Origin of the sequence: Sphingobacterium sp. 18053 (assembly GCF_902706145.1) — a bacterium.
GTDB lineage: Bacteria > Bacteroidota > Bacteroidia > Sphingobacteriales > Sphingobacteriaceae > Sphingobacterium > Sphingobacterium paramultivorum.
Window position 1 is genome coordinate 55,393 of the sequence record NZ_CACSJW010000010.1, and the last position, 17,989, is coordinate 73,381.

15 protein-coding genes are annotated in these 17,989 nt (G+C 37.6%); 6 read left to right on the forward strand and 9 right to left on the reverse strand.

Going from position 1 to position 17,989, the window contains the following annotated elements; all coding sequences use genetic code 11:
• The first annotated feature begins 19 nt into the window (after positions 1-19).
• The 3 genes from GVK91_RS22220 (at position 20) to GVK91_RS22230 (ending at position 6,658) form a co-directional block, all read left to right on the forward strand.
• Positions 20-1,954: a fumarate reductase/succinate dehydrogenase flavoprotein subunit gene (locus tag GVK91_RS22220; protein WP_088160104.1), complete on the forward strand. Its 1,935-nt coding sequence runs from the start codon at positions 20-22 to the stop codon at positions 1,952-1,954.
• A 14-nt stretch (positions 1,955-1,968) separates the two neighbouring features.
• Positions 1,969-2,742 carry a succinate dehydrogenase/fumarate reductase iron-sulfur subunit gene (locus GVK91_RS22225; RefSeq protein ID WP_182330307.1) on the forward strand — a complete coding sequence of 258 codons (774 nt, stop codon included), beginning with the start codon at positions 1,969-1,971 and terminating at the stop codon, positions 2,740-2,742.
• A 169-nt stretch (positions 2,743-2,911) separates the two neighbouring features.
• Positions 2,912-6,658, forward strand: coding sequence for a HAMP domain-containing sensor histidine kinase (locus GVK91_RS22230; RefSeq protein ID WP_159731386.1), 3,747 nt, complete (start codon positions 2,912-2,914; stop codon positions 6,656-6,658).
• A 313-nt stretch (positions 6,659-6,971) separates the two neighbouring features.
• Here GVK91_RS22230 and GVK91_RS22235 read toward each other — a convergent pair whose 3' ends face one another.
• The 3 genes from GVK91_RS22235 to GVK91_RS22245 all read right to left on the reverse strand — a co-directional run bounded on the left by GVK91_RS22235 (position 6,972) and on the right by GVK91_RS22245 (position 9,951).
• The gene (locus GVK91_RS22235; RefSeq protein ID WP_153848173.1) at positions 6,972-7,898 is read right to left on the reverse strand and encodes a hypothetical protein; all 927 of its coding nucleotides are present in this window, start codon (positions 7,896-7,898) and stop codon (positions 6,972-6,974) included.
• Positions 7,899-7,996: 98 nt separating this feature from the next.
• On the reverse strand, positions 7,997-9,148 hold the full coding sequence (gene gmd / locus GVK91_RS22240) for a GDP-mannose 4,6-dehydratase (RefSeq protein ID WP_046674906.1): 1,152 nt from the start codon (positions 9,146-9,148) through the stop codon (positions 7,997-7,999).
• Between the two features lie 248 nt (positions 9,149-9,396).
• The gene (locus tag GVK91_RS22245; protein ID WP_046674905.1) at positions 9,397-9,951 is read right to left on the reverse strand and encodes a lipocalin family protein; all 555 of its coding nucleotides are present in this window, start codon (positions 9,949-9,951) and stop codon (positions 9,397-9,399) included.
• Positions 9,952-10,425: 474 nt separating this feature from the next.
• Between GVK91_RS22245 and GVK91_RS22250 the strand changes: the two genes are divergently transcribed.
• Positions 10,426-11,340, forward strand: coding sequence for a lysylphosphatidylglycerol synthase transmembrane domain-containing protein (locus tag GVK91_RS22250; protein WP_075990891.1), 915 nt, complete (start codon positions 10,426-10,428; stop codon positions 11,338-11,340).
• Positions 11,341-11,342: 2 nt separating this feature from the next.
• Positions 11,343-12,050, forward strand: a complete 708-nt coding sequence (locus GVK91_RS22255; RefSeq protein WP_159731388.1) for an SDR family oxidoreductase — start codon at positions 11,343-11,345, stop codon at positions 12,048-12,050.
• A 159-nt stretch (positions 12,051-12,209) separates the two neighbouring features.
• Here the strand turns inward: GVK91_RS22255 and GVK91_RS22260 are convergent, their stop codons facing one another.
• The 4 genes from GVK91_RS22260 to GVK91_RS22275 are packed head-to-tail and all read right to left on the reverse strand — an operon-like array spanning position 12,210 to position 15,006.
• Positions 12,210-13,583, reverse strand: coding sequence for a S9 family peptidase (locus GVK91_RS22260; protein WP_159731390.1), 1,374 nt, complete (start codon positions 13,581-13,583; stop codon positions 12,210-12,212).
• Between the two features lie 12 nt (positions 13,584-13,595).
• Positions 13,596-14,180, reverse strand: a complete 585-nt coding sequence (locus tag GVK91_RS22265) for a hypothetical protein (protein WP_159731392.1) — start codon at positions 14,178-14,180, stop codon at positions 13,596-13,598.
• Positions 14,170-14,661, reverse strand: a complete 492-nt coding sequence (locus tag GVK91_RS22270; RefSeq protein WP_159731395.1) for a hypothetical protein — start codon at positions 14,659-14,661, stop codon at positions 14,170-14,172. Before GVK91_RS22270 ends, GVK91_RS22265 begins: the two co-directional genes overlap by 11 nt.
• Positions 14,662-14,706: 45 nt before the next feature.
• On the reverse strand, positions 14,707-15,006 hold the full coding sequence (locus tag GVK91_RS22275) for a DUF2089 family protein (RefSeq protein ID WP_153848180.1): 300 nt from the start codon (positions 15,004-15,006) through the stop codon (positions 14,707-14,709).
• Positions 15,007-15,129: 123 nt separating this feature from the next.
• Between GVK91_RS22275 and GVK91_RS22280 the strand changes: the two genes are divergently transcribed.
• Positions 15,130-15,864, forward strand: a complete 735-nt coding sequence (locus GVK91_RS22280) for a lysophospholipid acyltransferase family protein (RefSeq protein ID WP_153844948.1) — start codon at positions 15,130-15,132, stop codon at positions 15,862-15,864.
• A gap of 7 nt (positions 15,865-15,871) precedes the next feature.
• Here the strand turns inward: GVK91_RS22280 and GVK91_RS22285 are convergent, their stop codons facing one another.
• The gene (locus GVK91_RS22285; RefSeq protein WP_227550101.1) at positions 15,872-16,882 is read right to left on the reverse strand and encodes a glycosyltransferase; all 1,011 of its coding nucleotides are present in this window, start codon (positions 16,880-16,882) and stop codon (positions 15,872-15,874) included.
• Between the two features lie 103 nt (positions 16,883-16,985).
• Complete coding sequence (locus tag GVK91_RS22290) at positions 16,986-17,963, reverse strand: lysylphosphatidylglycerol synthase domain-containing protein (RefSeq protein WP_235032976.1); 978 nt, start codon at positions 17,961-17,963, stop codon at positions 16,986-16,988.
• Positions 17,964-17,989: the final 26 nt, after the last annotated feature.

Consider the following 17,989-nt stretch of genomic DNA (forward strand, 5'->3'; position numbering starts at 1 on the left):
CAATATAAAATTAAGAGATATGTTAGATTCAAAAGTACCAGCGGGCCCATTAGCCCAAAAGTGGTCAAATTATAAATTTAATCTTAAGTTGGTTAACCCTGCTAACAAACGTAAATTTACTGTTATTGTTGTTGGTACAGGTCTTGCTGGTGCATCTGCAGCAGCATCTTTAGCCGAATTAGGATATAATGTAATTACCTTCTGTTACCAAGATTCACCTCGTCGTGCGCACTCTATTGCGGCACAAGGTGGTATTAACGCAGCAAAGAGCTACCAAAACGACGGAGACTCTGTTTTCCGTTTATTCTACGATACAATCAAAGGTGGTGACTACCGCTCACGTGAGGCAAATGTTTACCGTTTGGCAGAAGTATCTGTCAACATCATCGACCAATGTGTTGCGCAAGGTGTTCCTTTTGCACGTGAATATGGTGGTTTATTGGACAACCGTTCTTTCGGTGGTGCTCAGGTAAGCCGTACGTTCTATGCGCGTGGTCAAACTGGACAACAATTGTTGTTAGGTGCGTATTCAGCATTAAACCGTCAAATCAAAAAAGGAAAAGTAAAATCTTATACGCGTCATGAGATGTTAGACTTAGTTATGATCGATGGTCATGCTAAAGGTATTGTAACTCGTGACTTGGTTTCAGGTAAAATCGAAACTCATGCTGCACATGCAGTATTGATGTGTACTGGTGGTTACGGTAACGTATTCTTCTTGTCTACAAATGCAATGGGATGTAACGTTACAGCAGCTTGGAGAGCACACAAACGTGGTGCTTACTTTGCAAACCCTTGTTACACACAAATTCACCCAACGTGTATTCCGGTAACAGGCGATCACCAATCCAAATTGACATTGATGTCAGAGTCTTTACGTAATGACGGCCGTGTATGGGTTCCTAAAACTCAAGAAATGGCAGAAAGATTACGTAAAGGTGAGATCAAAGCCAATGATATCAAAGAAGACGACAGAGACTATTTCTTGGAGCGTAAATACCCTTCATTCGGTAACTTGGTACCACGTGACGTAGCATCTCGTAATGCAAAAGAAGCCGTTGATGATGGTCGTGGTGTTGGTAAAACTGGTTTCGCCGTATTCTTGGATTTTAAAGAAGCGATCGGTCGTCTAGGCGAAGATGCAGTACGTGCTAAATACGGTAACTTATTTGACATGTACTACCAAATCACTGACGAGAACCCATACAAACAACCAATGCGTATCTACCCGGCTGTTCACTACACAATGGGTGGCGTATGGGTTGACTACAACTTGATGACTACAATCCCTGGTTTGTATGCTTTAGGTGAGTGTAACTTCTCTGACCACGGTGCAAACCGTTTAGGTGCATCTGCATTGATGCAAGGTCTTGCCGATGGTTATTTCGTAATTCCTTACACTGTGGGTGATTACTTAGCTAAATTAGGCTCATTCGCACCAGTAGATCACAGCCATCCTGCCTTCGAAGCTACACGTAAGGAAGTTGAAGACAAAATCAACAAATTATTGTCTTTAAACGGTACAGAAACTGTTGATGATATCCACAAAAAACTAGGTCTCATCATGTGGGAATATTGTGGTATGGCTCGTACAGCTGAAGGATTACAAAAAGCACAAGGTTTGATCCAAGAGTTGAAAAAAGAATTCTGGACAAACGTTAGAGTACTTGGAGAGAACGAAGAATTAAATCTTTCTTTAGAAAAAGCTGGTCGCGTAGCTGACTTCTTAGAGTTAGGTGAGTTAATGGTTGTTGACGCATTGCAACGCGCTGAGTCTTGTGGTGGTCACTTCCGTTTAGAAAGCCAAACTGAAGAAGGTGAAGCAAAACGTAACGATGATGAATTCGCCTATGTATCTGCTTGGGAATACAAAGGTGACAATGTACCTGAGGAATTACACAAGGAAGACTTGGTATTCGAGAACGTTCAGTTAACACAAAGAAGTTATAAATAAGAAGGAAAATTATCATGGCACAACATATGAATTTAACGCTGAAAGTTTGGCGTCAAAAAAATGATAAAGATAAAGGTCAATTTGTAACTTATCAGGCAAACGATATCGCTGATGATATGTCTTTCTTAGAGATGCTTGATATTGTCAATGAAGAATTGACTCGTAAAGGAGAAGATCCTGTATATTTCGATCACGACTGTCGTGAAGGTATCTGTGGGATGTGTTCATTAGTAATCAACGGTCGCCCTCACGGTCCTAAAGAAGGTACCACAACATGTCAATTGCACATGCGTAGCTTCCACGATGGACAGACTATCGTGATAGAACCTTGGAGAGCTGCTGCATTCCCGGTATTGAAAGACCTTGCAACAGACCGTACGGCTTTTGACCGCATTCAACAAGCGGGCGGATATGTAAATGTCAATACAGGTGGTGTTCCTGATGCCAATGTTATTCCGATCCCTAAACGTATTGCTGACGAAGCATTCGAATCGGCTACATGTATCGGTTGTGGTGCTTGTGTTGCAGCATGTAAAAATGCTTCTGCAATGTTATTTGTGTCTGCAAAAGTATCTCAATTTGCCTTATTACCTCAAGGCCAAACTGAGCGTTACGAACGTGCACAGGCAATGGTAGATCAAATGGATGCAGAAGGTTTTGGTAACTGTACGAACACTGGAGCTTGCGAAGCAGAATGTCCTGTTGGTATCAAATTAACAAACATTGCTCGTCTAAACCGCGAGTATTTGACTGCCAAAATCTTCCGTCAAGAAGAACCACACGTTTAATTAGCGTATTAAATCCTTCATGTTTTCGCTAGCATCAACAGCTAAAGAAATCTAATGAAGATTCTTTCTGGCCCATGAAAATAGATAGTTCAGAAAAATAATATAAAAGTCCTTGCCCTAAGAAAGCAAGGACTTTTTTTTATATTTACAATAATGTAAATTGACGAACGTGAATTCTGGTATAAAAATTCGATTACTCCTACTTATCTTGACTTTATGCTTTATAGGAACAGCTATCACCATTAAAGAATCTGTTACCAATAAGGAAATACTGGACATTGATACAAAATCACTCAATGATTATATCGCTCAACAAGAGAAAAAAGTCGACCGAATTTTCAATGATTCACTCCTACTCAAAACATTTAAAAACTACGATCAGTATCCGATAGCAGTTTATCAGGCATTTGAAAAGTTTAAAACCAATGAGAAGGTTTATTTATTTCTCTTTAAGGACCATGAACCGAAGATGTGGAGCACGCATCTATTTGTACCTATTACAGATCAGGGATTTCCAGAAAAATCCAATTTTATTCAGGATGATAACCGTTCTTACGTTGTTCGAAAAAAAACAATTGGCAATATCAGTATACTCGCCTATATTATTGTAAAAGGCTATACAAATAACAACAACCCCTATTTAAATAGCTCTTTGCGGAGAAACTTCTTCGACACCAGAAATATTGACATTGCCTCCTATACAGACACGGTCACCATTAAAAATATCTATAGCAATGAGGGGTCTTATCTGTTCTCCGTTAAGCTGAAAGATGGAGAGCATGAAAATGCCTATACAATTTTGCAATTCTTCTGCTGGCTACTTGCCTGGATCGCATTACTGATCTTCTTCAATAGCCTCTGCTTACATATGGCCAAGACAGGACGGGCCTGGTGGTCTGCAATCCTGCTGTTATCGATATTTAGCCTTGTCAAATTTGCTGATCTTAAATGGAATCTGCTGTCCGAAAATGCGACATTTTCAATTTTCGACTCGCGTAATTATGCTTACAACCGTTTCTTCCCTAATATATGGTCCGTGATGTCCACCACCATATTGGTGCTATGGTTGGTTCTATTTATCTATGCAATTCGCAAAGAGCTCAACTTTGACAAAATAAAAAACATCCGGCTCTTTAGAATTCCTATCGCAATCGGATTTATTCTAAGTATATATCTATCGTTCGGTCTATTGTATGATATCGCTGGTACATTGATTACACACTCCAACAACATCTATTTTGATTTCACAAAACTTGTCGATTTACATTTCTTAAGTTGGGTAGATCTAGGCATTGTTGGCATGGGTATTTTGGCCTTAAGTATCTACATTGATCTTGTACTATTTTTTCTTAAAAAATTAGAATTAAAACCGACGCAGCTACTCAATATTCAACTGGCATGTGTCATTTTTGTCATCCTGATCATTTCCTTCTATATAGAGAAAAATAGCCTGGTCAATTTGTTACTTGCACTGATCATCCTTATTAAATCATTTGGCGAGAAGTATTTCGACCGACATATATTAACAAATTATATCGCTGTACTGATACTTTGGGCAATCATAAGTGCGATCACGCACGCACGTTTCTATCAGGAACGGAACTTAATCGACATGAAAATCTTGTTGAGTAATCTACAATCAGAAGATGATGTCAATGCTGTTTCATTATTCTCTGATATTGAAAGCAGCATAGCAAACGATGAAGAATTAAAACATTTATTTAATATCAGTCTACCCTATACCAATACCGAAGGGATCAACGATTTTATCAAGAAAAAGTATTTTAGTGGCTATCTTTCCAAGTATGAGTTCAAAGCATATTATTATGATCAAAATAATATTCCCCTCAATCCAGCCAGTCAGAATAAGATCAATGAATATCGAGAAAAGGTAATCAACAAGTCTATAAAAGTCACGCAGAACTTCTACCGTGCCAGTGCGGAATTAGGTACGCATGAATACTTCTCCATTATTCCTGTCGCCATTGACCAAAATAGGGTTGTCAATGTCATCATCAATCTTTCCAATAAAGATTTTAGTTATACGGTTCCCTATCCCGAAATCCTCACCGATATGCGGATCAACAATTCACAATATTATAATAAAGGGGATTATTCGATAGCCCTCTATAAAGGAGGCTCTTTAATAACACAGTTTGGAAAATATACCTACGAGAACAATTTAAGGGGGCTGAAAGGTGTTCCAGGAGAATATATTCAAGTACTGGACCGTGATGCATACCTACATATGGCTTATGTTGCCAATAAATTCTCAACATATGTTATCAGTAAACAGAAACCTTCTTTTTGGGATTATCTAGCGACTACTTCATTTTTGTTCCTGGTATTTTTTATGATTTTCATGTTTTTCCATTTTATAAAATCATTCTATATCTTTCTCAAGAATACCAAGCTAACTTTCCGTAATTTAAAATATCAGTTCTACAAAATAATAAATAAAATACAGTACTCTACACGTATTCAGACCTCCATTATCTCATCAGTAATACTGGCGATCCTTATATCGGCGGTAATTTCGTATATAAGTATCAACAAGCAGCTTTATAATAATAATAGAGCAAGTAAGGAACGTTTTATTATCGAATTGGGCAAACGGATGGAAAATATGTTGACCTACACGGATGAAACATCCACCGAAACGCAGCTTATCAGCATGCTCAAGACATTATCTGAAACTATTTCCAAAGACTTCAATCTTTATTCCAAATCAGGCAGGTTACTTTATAGCTCACAGCGTAGAATCTACGATCTGGAGCTTTTCTCTACATTCATTAATCCAGCTGCACTGAAGAATCTTTCTATCTTAAAAAAATCGGAGACGATTGAAGATGAGCGTATAGGCACTTTTCAATTTGAGACCAGTTATGCCACCATCAGGGATAAAAACTATAATACACTGGCTTATATAGGTATACCAAACTTCTCGCTTCAGAAGGAAGAAAATATCAATAAAAATCTTCTTTTAAATACGATAGTGAACATTTATTCGCTGATCATCATAGGCTTTGGTTTTTATGCGACATTTGTGGCCAACAGTGTCACCAATCCATTGAGCATCATCAGTAAGAAGATCTCACAACTACGCCTGGGACAACCCAACGAACCTCTGTTTTGGCAACGAAATGATGAAATAGGTACATTGATCAAAGAATATAATCTCATGATCATAAAACTTGAGGACTATGCCAATAAAATCAAAGATACTGAGCGAGAATCCACTTGGCGCGAGATGGCTCAACAGATAGCCCATGAAATCAAAAATCCGCTGACACCAATGAAATTAGGCATTCAGCAACTCCGTAGATCGTACAAAGATGAGGACCCTAAATTTCCGGATCGCTTCAATAAATTCTCCACTTCATTTATCGAACAAATCGATGCATTGACACATATTGCCTCAGAATTTTCGCACTTCGCAAAATTCCCAAATACGGTAATGGAAAACATCAATATTGTAGAAAAAATAACAAAGTCCATTTCCTTGTACAACAATACACCAAATGTAAGTATTCGTCTCATTAACAATGCTGATCACAAAACCCTTATTGTTAAGGCTGATGGTAATGAGCTATTGAGAACCTTCAATAATTTAATAAAAAATGCAATTGAAGGCGGTTATGGACGAAAAAACATGAAGATCGAGATTTCCATTGAACGCTACTCAGACAAATTTGTCAAGATAGACATCAAAGACAATGGTTATGGAATTCCCAAAGAGATGCAGGATAAAATTTTCCAGATTAATTTCACGACAAAGAGTTCAGGAAACGGTTTAGGGCTAGTTCTTGTCAAAAAAACAATTGAAGCCAGTAATGGGCAAATTTATTTTGAGACTGTAGAAGGCGAAGGTACGACGTTTCATATACTGCTTCCTTTGCAACAGGTAGAGTCTTAATATGTGCAGATAACAATCAACAAAAATAAGACATCGAAGAAAGCGTATATGAAACCTATCTCCAGTATATCTAATAAGGACCTGCCGCTCCATTTGTGTAAAGAAGGGGTCGTCATGCCAACTAATGTAAATAAAAATATAGCGTTCAATTAGGGCACCTCATAACTCAAACACTGATAGCATAAAACTAACCAGTTAATGGATAGCCTTACTCTTTTGTTTTAAGGGTCAGTATAACAAGAACAGTATACTATAAACAAAAAAGCTCTCTGCATGACTGCAAAGAGCTTTTTTGTTTATAGTATATTTATTTTTAACGCAATACAACAGTAGATCGTCCCATAATTGCATTATCTTCATATAACAAAATCGTATAGGCCCCTTTAGAGAATCCTTCCTCTGCTGCCCAATAGACGATATAATCTTCACCTTTGTTGGTAAATAAAATATTGTGTTTAAAAGTATATTGTAATTTCTCGCCATGTACATAGAAAATATTATCACCTTGCACGACCAGATTTCCCTGTGGATCTATAATTCTGACATAGATATCACGTTCTCCATTTTTTGCTAAGGGGTTATCAGCAATGGTAAAATTGATTTTTAACTTATCAATTTTTTTAGCGCGTTCCTCTACAAATTCCTTTCCATTCTTTTTGACTTCAAGGCCATTTATACTGATGCTTGAAACCTTTAATGCTGAAGCAGTTGCAACCTTCTCTTTCAGATCCGAATTTGATGTAACTAATGAAGTAATCTGTTTTTCTTTTTCGACAACAGATTCGCTCAAGTTGGAGTTTTGCTTCGATAAAATCTGATTTTCCTGAATCAGCCGCTGCACATTTACACGATAAGTATCCACCTGCTTCTTAAGCTGATTGATCTTGTGCTGTGCTTCATCGATATCTTTTGGAGTAATACTCTTATTTTCAAGTTTTTTACGAAGCTCTGCGATCTCAGCTCTGGAATCATCCTTCTGCACGGACATCTCTGGAGTCAATTGGACATTTTCTACATCAATTTTATCCAATTCAGCTTCAATACGATCGATTTGTACCTGCAAATTTTCTTTTTCCACTGTAAGTGTATAGACCTTTTCACCATTGGTCTTAAACTTGACATAAAAATATATGTTCGTTGCAAGTAATGCTGCTATCGCAATGATAAAGAAGTAAATCTTCGAAGAATCTTTCTTCTTTTCTTCTTCTTTCTTACTCGAAACAACTTCTGAATTTATCATAATATACTGTCATATTCATAGGTATAAATCTATAATTTATACTATTGAATGTTTAAACAAAAATTATTCCAGTTTTATTTTTTATTACCAATTATGAATTATTCAAAATAATTCAAGGTCTCAAATCCGCCTTGTTTTAAGTATTCTTCCTTTCTCATCAGGTGAAGATCGGATTGTACCATATCTGTTACCAACATCTGAAGATCATATTTTGGCGTCCATCCAAGTTTTGTATTTGCTTTAGTCGGATCACCAATAAGTAAATCGACTTCAGTTGGTCTATAATATGCTGGATCAACTTTGACAACAGTCTGACCGAATTTAATCAGCGACTTATCAATATTTAACTGGGCTAGGCGCTCCTCGTCAATATCGATAATTACCCCCTTCTCCTGCTCTCCCTTTCCACTGAACTCAATCTCGATTCCCAATTCTGCAAAAGCCATGCGAACAAAGTCCCTTACAGTTGTTGTCACACCTGTAGCAATCACAAAATCTTCTGCGGTTTCTTGTTGTAGAATCAACCACATTGCTTCTACATAATCTTTGGCATGCCCCCAGTCGCGTTGTGCCGACAGATTACCAAGATATAATTTATCCTGTAGCCCTAGCGCGATTTTTGCTACAGCTCTGGTAATTTTACGTGTCACAAAAGTCTCTCCCCTTACAGGGCTCTCGTGATTAAATAAAATTCCATTACAGGCATACATCTTATAGGCTTCACGATAATTGACAGTAATCCAATAACCGTACATTTTTGCTACAGCATAAGGACTTCGCGGATAAAAAGGTGTTGTTTCACTTTGTGGAACCGCTTGCACCAATCCATACAGCTCGGAAGTAGAAGCCTGATAGATACGGGTTTTCTCAATCATTCCCAATAATCTGACTGCTTCAAGAATCCGCAAGGTACCGATACCATCGGCATTTGCAGTATATTCCGGCGTATCAAAACTAACTTTTACGTGAGATTGCGCCGCAAGATTGTAAATCTCGTCAGGCTGTGTTTCCTGTATAATACGGATTAAGTTGGTTGAATCCGTCAAATCACCAAAATGCAATGTGAAATTTCTATTGTCAAGATGGGGATCTTGATAAAGATGATCAATACGATCTGTATTGAATAAAGAACTGCGACGCTTTAAACCGTGTACTTTGTAACCTTTCTTCAATAGGAATTCTGCTAGATAGGCACCATCTTGTCCTGTTATACCTGTTATTAAAGCAGTTTTCGTGTTTTGTTCAGCCATGTTTCTCTCTAGATTAAGCAATACCTGACGAAATCGTTAGGTATATATCCCATTTTCATACTTAAAATAAGCTTATCCGCCCACAAGATTATCATGCATAGTTGGCTTTTTCACTGTATCGGTAAATTCCGCAGCCTATGGCACAAATAAATCATAATGAATTGGGAGTGTAAAAGTATTAAATTTTAAACAAAAAAAGCCATAGGAATTCCTATAGCTTTCTGTTATTCTTCTTTTATCGTTTACGTTTAGTTCGAACGCGTAAAATTAAACACTAAATAGGCTTCTCCGTTAGCAACAGTCAATGGCATGCGCATAACTAATTTATTCCCATCCGAATAAGATAAATCCAAACGGTAACCTGTTGTTACGTTCTTCGCCTTATCGCCTGCATAAATCTTTTTAAATTGAAACTGAGGTTCTCCTAAGCCTTTTCCAGGGTTATAGATAGACCAAAAGATCTCACGTGATGCACCCGGAGCACATAAAGTTCCTTGCGCATTAAATGTAATTGATCCTTTACCATTTCCAATAAAATTCCATGTACTACCTACGAAACATTCTGCAGGAGCCTCTTCAAATACACTTTTAATCGTGAATGAAGAAGGTAAATTCTCTCTATCGATTGTATTCAATGTCCACGTTCCTTTTACAGCGGATTTCCAATCCGAAGCGCTAGGACCAGAAGCTGCACTCGTATTGGAAGAAGGATTTCCAGTTGATGTACCTTGCTTTTGTGCTCCACAAGAAAATAAGGTCACCGTAGCAAAAACTGTTGCTAATGATAAAACGAATCGATTCATATGTATAAATTTTAATTTCAAATTGTATTTTTGGGGTAAATTAATCCACAAATCATGAAGATTACAGCCAAAAATCATACCATAAGCAAAATAATCGCAAAAACGCTGTTAAGGTTATTTATCATTTTATTGGCCTTTGCTTCTTATCCGCTTTTTTTAGGACAGGAAGCAAAAAGCAAATTGAATCAAATCAGCCTTGCATTTACCAATAAGATCGCGCTTGTCGCTCCTATTTTATTATTTTGCTTCATCATTGGATTGATGATCGCTGTGCTCAAGCACAAATATAACAGAATTGACCTAAATTGGCTATTTTCTCTTGCTACTATCTTTGGTATTTTATATTTGATATTATTGTATTCAAGAATTTACCCAACGATAGCTTAAGCACAATTGCACAATTCGACAAAGTTTCTAACTTTGGATTCGCCAAATCGCTAATTACAGCTGAACAAGATTGGACGTATAATTTCTATGGATAAAAAAAAGGGGCTCAAAATAGCCAAAAATATAGCAAAGATCGTTGTTACTGTGGGAGCCTTATATTGGGTATTCAGCAAGGTATCTCTAAAGGATCTGAAAGAAGCTGTCATCAATTCCAATCCGCTCTATCTATTCTTTGCTTTAGTCGCTTATAGTATCTCCATTTTTATTTCCTCTTCGCGTTTATTAACCTTTTTAAAGGCAATCGGTCTGGATGTCACGGAAAAATATAATTTGAAATTGTACCAACTTGGCCTATTTTATAACCTCATTCTACCTGGGGGTGTTGGCGGAGATGGATATAAGATATTTTTCCTCAGGAAAAGATTCAATATTAAAGGAAGAAAATTATTCACGGCCCTATTTTTAGACAGATTAAGCGGCCTATGGGCACTATGCCTTATCATCGCAGCGCTGGTTACCTATATGCCACAGCTAGGGATTCCAAACTATCTTACCATCATTTTATTTATTATAGGGAGCGTTCTCTATTACTTTATCGTAACCAAGTTCTTTAAGGAATACAAGGCAACATTTCTAAGAGCACATTTAAAGGCTATTGGTGTACAATCAATGCAGGTTCTCGCAGCAATCCTCATTCTTTATGCCTTAGGTTTTAGCGGTAAGTTCTCTCCGTACCTATTTCTATTCCTTGCATCTTCTTTGGTTTCAATCATTCCGTTTTCTGTTGGGGGATTGGGCATGCGTGAACTTGTGATTATGTGGGGAGCTGGCATATTCCAGGTAGACTCTCACAATGCGGTTTTGATCACATTGTTATTTTATATTATTTCCGCTCTCGTTGCTCTTTCGGGGATTTACTTTATCTTTCATCCGCAAGCAATTGGCGAGGACAAATTACCTTCCGCAGAAGAAGTTGAACAAAGTCAAAAACTAGAAGAATAAACATGGCAAATATTATTATTACAGGTGCAAGCAGTGGTGTTGGATTTGAAGCGGTATTGGATTTGACCTCTAAAAAGGACAACAAAGTAATTGCTTTGGCTAGATCAGCAGACAAACTGAGAAAACTTCATGAAATTGCAGGTCAGCTCAACTATGATGGCGGCACTTTATATCCGGCTCAATTTGATATTGTCTACGATGACTATACTACTCTCGTTCCCTTCATCCAATCAAAATTTGATAAGGTTGATATCTTGATTAACAATGCTGGAGCACTCATCAATAAGCCATTTATGGAAACTGATGGAAAGGATTTTGCTGAAATGCTACAAACCAATGTGATGGGACACGTCAATATGATACAACACGTTGTTCCCATGATGCAATCAGGCTCACATATTGTCAATATTAGCAGTATGGGCGGATTCCAGGGATCCCTAAAGTTTCCCGGACTTTCGGCATATTCAACCAGTAAAGCTGCATTAGCAGTGCTTACAGAATGCTTAGCGGAGGAATTTAAGGAAAAGGGAATCAAAGTGAACTGCCTAGCCTTAGGATCTGCTCAGACTGAAATGTTCGAAGCTGCTTTTCCAGGTGTTGAAGCGGGTACTTTAGCCTTTGAAATGGGACGCTACATCGCAGATTTCGCTCAAAATGGGCATCACTATTTCAATGGGAAAATACTTCCCGTAGCCAATACAACACCCTAATTGGAATAGCGCACTTCAAAGAGATATCCCTTGTTCTAATACACTCAGGTTTATCTAATATAGTCAGGACCATTTAATGCACTATTAAATGGTCCCGATTTTTTTAAACTTATTTGATCCGGAAAAAATATTAAAATCCGCAGCCTTTAGTTGATTAAATCAATTTGTTTTCAGTTTAAGCCATTTCGTAAGGTCATCCATCAATTGTTCATTAAAGCTCTCTGAGTTTTCAAAATATTCTTCAATTTTTCCTGTTTGCGCATTTTGAAAAAGGTGATTCAAATTAGGATAATCCTTAATGGTGACGTCGGTGGTGTTTAAATGCAGGTGTTGGAGACAATAGATGTTTTCATTCGCCGGGACTTGAACATCCTTTCCCCCGAAGGAAGCGAAAATCGGTACTTTCACCTGCTTCAGATAATAAGCTGGATCGATGCGAAGAAACGTTCTAAACCAGGGGCTCATCATTGGACTAAGTTTAATCTTCATATCAGGAGTCAGTGGATTCCCGTTATTTTGCTGAATAAGTTCTTTTTCCAACGATTCGGCCAATACTTTTGGTGGCTCGTCTTCCAATAGAATATTATACAATTTTCGATTATTTGCTTTATTTACATCCAAAGCCTTTTCAGATAAACCACCGACTTTCCCCAAGGCGTAACTTTGTAAGATCAGTAGGGAATCACCTTTAATCACAGGTCCGGATAGAAGCGCTATGTATTTTACTTTACTATTTTCTGATGCCACTATTTCAGCAATTAAAGCGCCCTCACTATGGCCAATCATCCCGATTTTATCCACATCAACTACAGCTTTTTTGCTTAGAAAATCAACTGCAGCATTGGCATCGGAAGCAAAGTCAATCGTTGTTGCCAAATTAACTTCTCCTTTGGAGCCACCTACTCCCCTGTCATCGTAACGTAATACGGCAAAACCATTTTTCGTAAGACGATCAGCAAGCACCTTAAATGGCCTGTGACCAAACACTTCAGAATCTCTATTTTGTTGCCCACTGCCATTGATTAATACTACCGCAGGAAACGGCCCTCCACTTTTGGGATAAGTCAGGGAACCCGTAAGTAGCGCATTGCCCGCGCTATTTTTGAATTCCACTTCCTCTTCCGTATAGCTATAAGGGGGGAAAACATCCTGTTTACGAGAAAGCCCACTCTGTTCGTTCTCGCTTCGTACCAAAATCATAGCAGATTCAAAAGGACCTTGTTTCATCACTCCTTTCATAACATCTTTATCCCGATCCAAAAAGCCAGCATACAGAAGACCTATATTCCTAACGTCCATCCAAATGGAATCGTGCTCTATACGTATTTGATTGATTGCAAATTTCTGCGCTGTTTGCATCGGACTCTCAAAGGTTCCATTCCACTTCCCTGCGCTATCTTTTTGAATGTTGAACACCAGCAGCAACTTCTGCCCCGAAACCTCAACCTCGCCCTTCCATGATCCATCAAATGTCTGTGCATGGGAACATGAAAAGTGGAAACAAATGATAAATAGGTATAAAATTTTTCTCATTGTCGTTTTTTACTAGAAATTAAACTGTATACATAGATCCAGTATAAAATATAATGCCACAAATAGTACACTGATACCAATCTTCTTATTGTTAACCGCTACATTCATGCCCTTGACCAATAAATAGAACTGATAAAACAGCAATAATAAACTGATTATTCCAAACATACCAAATAAAAATAGTTCAGTTTTATCAACTCCGGCCAATGTATGATCGCCTTTTTGCACCGCTTTTAATAGTTGGTCAGTAAATTTGTCCGGATTTAATAGTTTCCCCAAAAATAATGCAAAATAGAGCGGAAATGGTATAATCAAAACGACATTCATGACATCAATGATTCTAGTCTTTCTGTTTAATAACATCCCTGTACCGTAAAGAAGTGTAAAAGGAGCCAAAACCATAAAGGCATGAACGCCCAAGACAACCCATATGGACACCCCTATATCTGGTTGATAGAAATGCATAAATCCATTAAACTGCTGGCCCGATAAATAAATAACATAGCTTGATAACAAAAATCCGATAACACCAGCAAAGAATAGTTTCCACTCCGGCAATTCCGCAAATGGATTCTGAAAAATCTGTTTAACTTTCATTTTTTAAGAATTGAGATAAGCTCAGCTTTTCGATTTCTACTGGATTTTGGGTTCCAATAAGTAATATCTTGCCAGTTTCCAATGTAAGTTGTAAGCCCATATTACCACGAGCTGAAAAAGCCAGCCCTTTCTGCCCTCTCCGAAAACCCCATCCACCAAACTCACCAATCGGGTTATATTTTCGTACCTCAACAGCACGAATATCTGTCCAACGCGCTCTTTTACGATAGAAATTAAATGGAAAAAAATAGACTTCAATTTCATCTTCACGAATAGTAGTTCTTAATCGTAGAACGCCAAACAATCCCCATAATACCAAATTGATCCAAAACCCCGGTAATTGAAATAATGGAGCAAAATTCAACCGCAAGAGCTCATTCCAGTGCACAGAAAAACTGGCCACACTGACAGATAAAAGGATCAGACAGAGCCACCAGCTAAAAAAAGATTGGCTTTCGGTATAAAGCGTATTATTTTTCATCTTGATATAATTCTTTGTTTATCAATCATTCGATTGTCCAGACTGCTAAATACTTCTATTTTTGCCACCATTGTTTGTATGATCAAGCGATTTCAATTTGCGAATCAGATCATCGAGAATATTACGGACCGTCGGATAGGATTTGCCCATCTGATTTGCCATTTCTTTTAAACTCCCTGAGTGCATCAAAAAATTCAAAACAAGTTCTTGCTCCTCTACAGTAAGCTGCATCAACACAGGTAAAGAAAACTTACCTACAACTTCGGTTTCACAGGATTCACACACCAATTTGGCGACTTTTAACTTCGACTCACAACAAGGGCAATCAACCGGTATTTTTTTCATTAAATAATAACATTATTAACATTATTAAAGATAATATTAATAATGTTAAAACAAAACATTATAAAATCAATATTTTTCAAAAACCATTGCTTAATGATATATTTGTATCATTAAATAACGTTTATGAAGAAGTTTTTAGGCTATTTCCTATCTATTATATTTTGGTTTTGTTTTGGTTTATCCTTAATTATTTTTCACCCCATACAGTGGCTATGTTTAAAGCTAGGTGGATATGATGCCCACAAAAAAAGTGTCGATATGTTAAATGCCTGCCTCGTTGCCTGCTATTACACGCTATTTAATCGGGTGACATTTATCGACAACAAAAATATTCCAACAGGTCAACCTATCGTGTTCGTTGCCAATCACCAAAGTACTTTTGATATCCCCCCAATGATCTATTTTTTGCGTAGATTTCACGGAAAGTTTATTTCTAAAATAGAACTTGCCAGCGGTATACCTAGTATCTCATTCAACTTAAAACATGGTGGTGCCGCAAATATAGATCGCAATGACCCCAAACAATCTATTGCTGAAATATTAAAACTTGCCAATAATATGAAAACCAAAAACTGGTCCGCGTTTATTTTTCCAGAAGGTACAAGATCAAAGACCGGGAAAATGAAGGCCTTTCATGTTGGTGGGATTGCCACATTATTAAAGAAAAATCCACATGCACTCGTTGTTCCTATTGCGATCACTGGATCATATGAAATGGTACAATATGGGATGTATCCACTGACCCCATTTCTTCACATGACCTGGGAAGTGCTAAATCCGTTGGATACGGAGGGTAAGAATATTGAGGAGATCGTTAAATTAGCTGAAGAAGCGATAAAACTAAAGGTCGAGAAATAGGAATAAGCTACTTAACCTGCCTTCCCTTCCAGTCGTACTTACCCACATTACCCAATATGCCTATATAAGCCAGATAAAGAATATGAGCCAAGCTCAATAAAGGAAGATACCATAAGAGTTCCTTTCTGCTTGCGAACCTGGTCAAAGGTTCAATAAAAAGAAATTCGACGACCATCTTCAATAGCAATGCAAAAAGTACAACCCAAGCAACGAATTTCACGCCGAAAAGAGCAAGAACTGAAGCTACCAAAATCAATAAATTAAAGAACCAAATGGAAATCCCCAATGCGATGACACCTTTATTTTTATATTTGGTACTTTTTGAAGCCCAACGTCTGCGTTGACTAATGAATGACTTCAAATCTGGTTTCGCATCCGTATAAACAACGGCATCTTTTGATTTACAAAACATTATTTTCTCGGGATATTGTTCTGCTACCTTATGTAAAAAAAGTTCATCATCTCCGGATGCTAGCTCATCAATCCCTTTAAATCCGCCCATTTGTTTAAAAATATCCTTTCGATAGGCCAAATTTGCTCCATTACAGGTCGTTGGTTTTTTGTTACCAATACCTGCAGCGCCCAGACCTATCAAATACAAAAATTCCAAGGTTTGCAGTCGTTCAAAAAAACTTTTCTCCTCCGAATACACCACTGGAGAAGATTGTAGATAAGCACCTTCTTTCTCAAATGTGCTGATAACCGTTGCTAACCAGTTCGACCCCATGCGGCAGTCCGCATCAGTGGTAATAATAATTTCACCATGACAACATTCTATTGCTCTTGAAATTGCTAATTTCTTGTACGAATTCAAACGGCCATTTTCGTTTAATTGAATCAGCTTAACACCTTTATCTTCATATTCTTTCACAATCAAAGACGTATTGTCGTCTGAATGGTCATCGATAATAATTAGCTCAAGGAGCTCTTTAGGATAATTCTGCCCTAGTATGGATTCAATGGTGCGCCTAATATTTAACTCTTCATTCCGCGCAGCGATAATCACAGATACGGTCATTGTTGGCCTAATAGAATTGTTAGGTTCCAAAATCAAGGACCAGCCCCTGCGCATCCATAAAACTAGAATTGCATATACGCAGGTAAAAATGATCAATAAATAGTTAAGAATTTGTATCACCGAAAAAATTAATCTTAAAAACAAAAATAGAACCAAATATAGCTGGAAGAATCAAATTAACGAACCAAATACAGGAAACAATAGCCATTACAGCAATTTCTTGTGTGGTAATATAGCTATATAGATTGCTAGCAACAAAACTTCTAACACTGAAATCAAAAATATCCAATGTAGGTAGAGCTGCCTGGACAAAAAACAGGATAAAAATCATCAGAATCATGGATAAAAGTGGTAACTCAGGCAAAGTTAGCTTCATCAAGATGATATACTGAGAAGTAAAAATAACAAATCGCGCCAAAGAATTTAAAAGAACAATACTGAGCTCCCGCATTGAATAATGCTCCAATACTTCAAAGAAGGGCTTAATCCGCGTCAAAAACTTAATTTTACCGACCAATAAATCAATCCATTTTACATTGAAATATAAGATGACAAATCCTGCAGCATAGATAATAGCAAGTAGCCATACCGCAAATTGTACTGTTAAAGGAGTCGAAAGAAATTTACAGATAAACCAAGCAATACTTAGTGATCCCGCAACGCTTGTGAGCACCAATTGCGCAAATAATCCAACGCCCATCGCTACGGCGCCTTTTGCTCGATGTTGAGGCTGTAGAAAAAGTACCCGACCGCCATATTCTCCAATCCTATTGGGTGTAAAAATAGCCCAGGTAAGCCCGCAGAAAACGGATTGGAAAGCCTTCCAAAATGAGATATGCTCCAGTTTAGATGCAAGATACCGCCATTTCACAACTTCAAGCAACCAATTGACAAGCATTAAAACCACAATCAAAATAAGGGTCCAAACAACCGAATGTTGTTCCAAACCGGCAATTAGGGTTTTAAACTTCTCAATATTGCTTCTATCGGATACCTTCACAACGATATACCAGGTCGCTAGGGCGAAAACCAGTATCTTCAATAAAAGACTGATGTATTTTTTTTGTCTTCCAGTCAACATTTGATAATTAGAGAGCAATGTTACTA

Excerpts from the sequence above, each read along its gene's own strand:
- GVK91_RS22220 (WP_088160104.1), top strand. The coding sequence starts at position 20 with ATGTTAGATTCAAAAGTACCAGCGGGCCCATTAGCCCAAAAGTGGTCA.
- GVK91_RS22225 (WP_182330307.1), top strand. The coding sequence starts at position 1,969 with ATGGCACAACATATGAATTTAACGCTGAAAGTTTGGCGTCAAAAAAAT.
- GVK91_RS22235 (WP_153848173.1), bottom strand. The coding sequence starts at position 7,898 with ATGATAAATTCAGAAGTTGTTTCGAGTAAGAAAGAAGAAGAAAAGAAG.
- gmd (WP_046674906.1), bottom strand. The coding sequence starts at position 9,148 with ATGGCTGAACAAAACACGAAAACTGCTTTAATAACAGGTATAACAGGA.
- GVK91_RS22245 (WP_046674905.1), bottom strand. The coding sequence starts at position 9,951 with ATGAATCGATTCGTTTTATCATTAGCAACAGTTTTTGCTACGGTGACC.
- GVK91_RS22250 (WP_075990891.1), top strand. The coding sequence starts at position 10,426 with ATGGATAAAAAAAAGGGGCTCAAAATAGCCAAAAATATAGCAAAGATC.
- GVK91_RS22255 (WP_159731388.1), top strand. The coding sequence starts at position 11,343 with ATGGCAAATATTATTATTACAGGTGCAAGCAGTGGTGTTGGATTTGAA.
- GVK91_RS22260 (WP_159731390.1), bottom strand. The coding sequence starts at position 13,583 with ATGAGAAAAATTTTATACCTATTTATCATTTGTTTCCACTTTTCATGT.
- GVK91_RS22265 (WP_159731392.1), bottom strand. The coding sequence starts at position 14,180 with ATGAAAGTTAAACAGATTTTTCAGAATCCATTTGCGGAATTGCCGGAG.
- GVK91_RS22270 (WP_159731395.1), bottom strand. The coding sequence starts at position 14,661 with ATGAAAAATAATACGCTTTATACCGAAAGCCAATCTTTTTTTAGCTGG.
- GVK91_RS22275 (WP_153848180.1), bottom strand. The coding sequence starts at position 15,006 with ATGAAAAAAATACCGGTTGATTGCCCTTGTTGTGAGTCGAAGTTAAAA.
- GVK91_RS22280 (WP_153844948.1), top strand. The coding sequence starts at position 15,130 with ATGAAGAAGTTTTTAGGCTATTTCCTATCTATTATATTTTGGTTTTGT.
- GVK91_RS22285 (WP_227550101.1), bottom strand. The coding sequence starts at position 16,882 with ATGACCGTATCTGTGATTATCGCTGCGCGGAATGAAGAGTTAAATATT.
- GVK91_RS22290 (WP_235032976.1), bottom strand. The coding sequence starts at position 17,963 with ATGTTGACTGGAAGACAAAAAAAATACATCAGTCTTTTATTGAAGATA.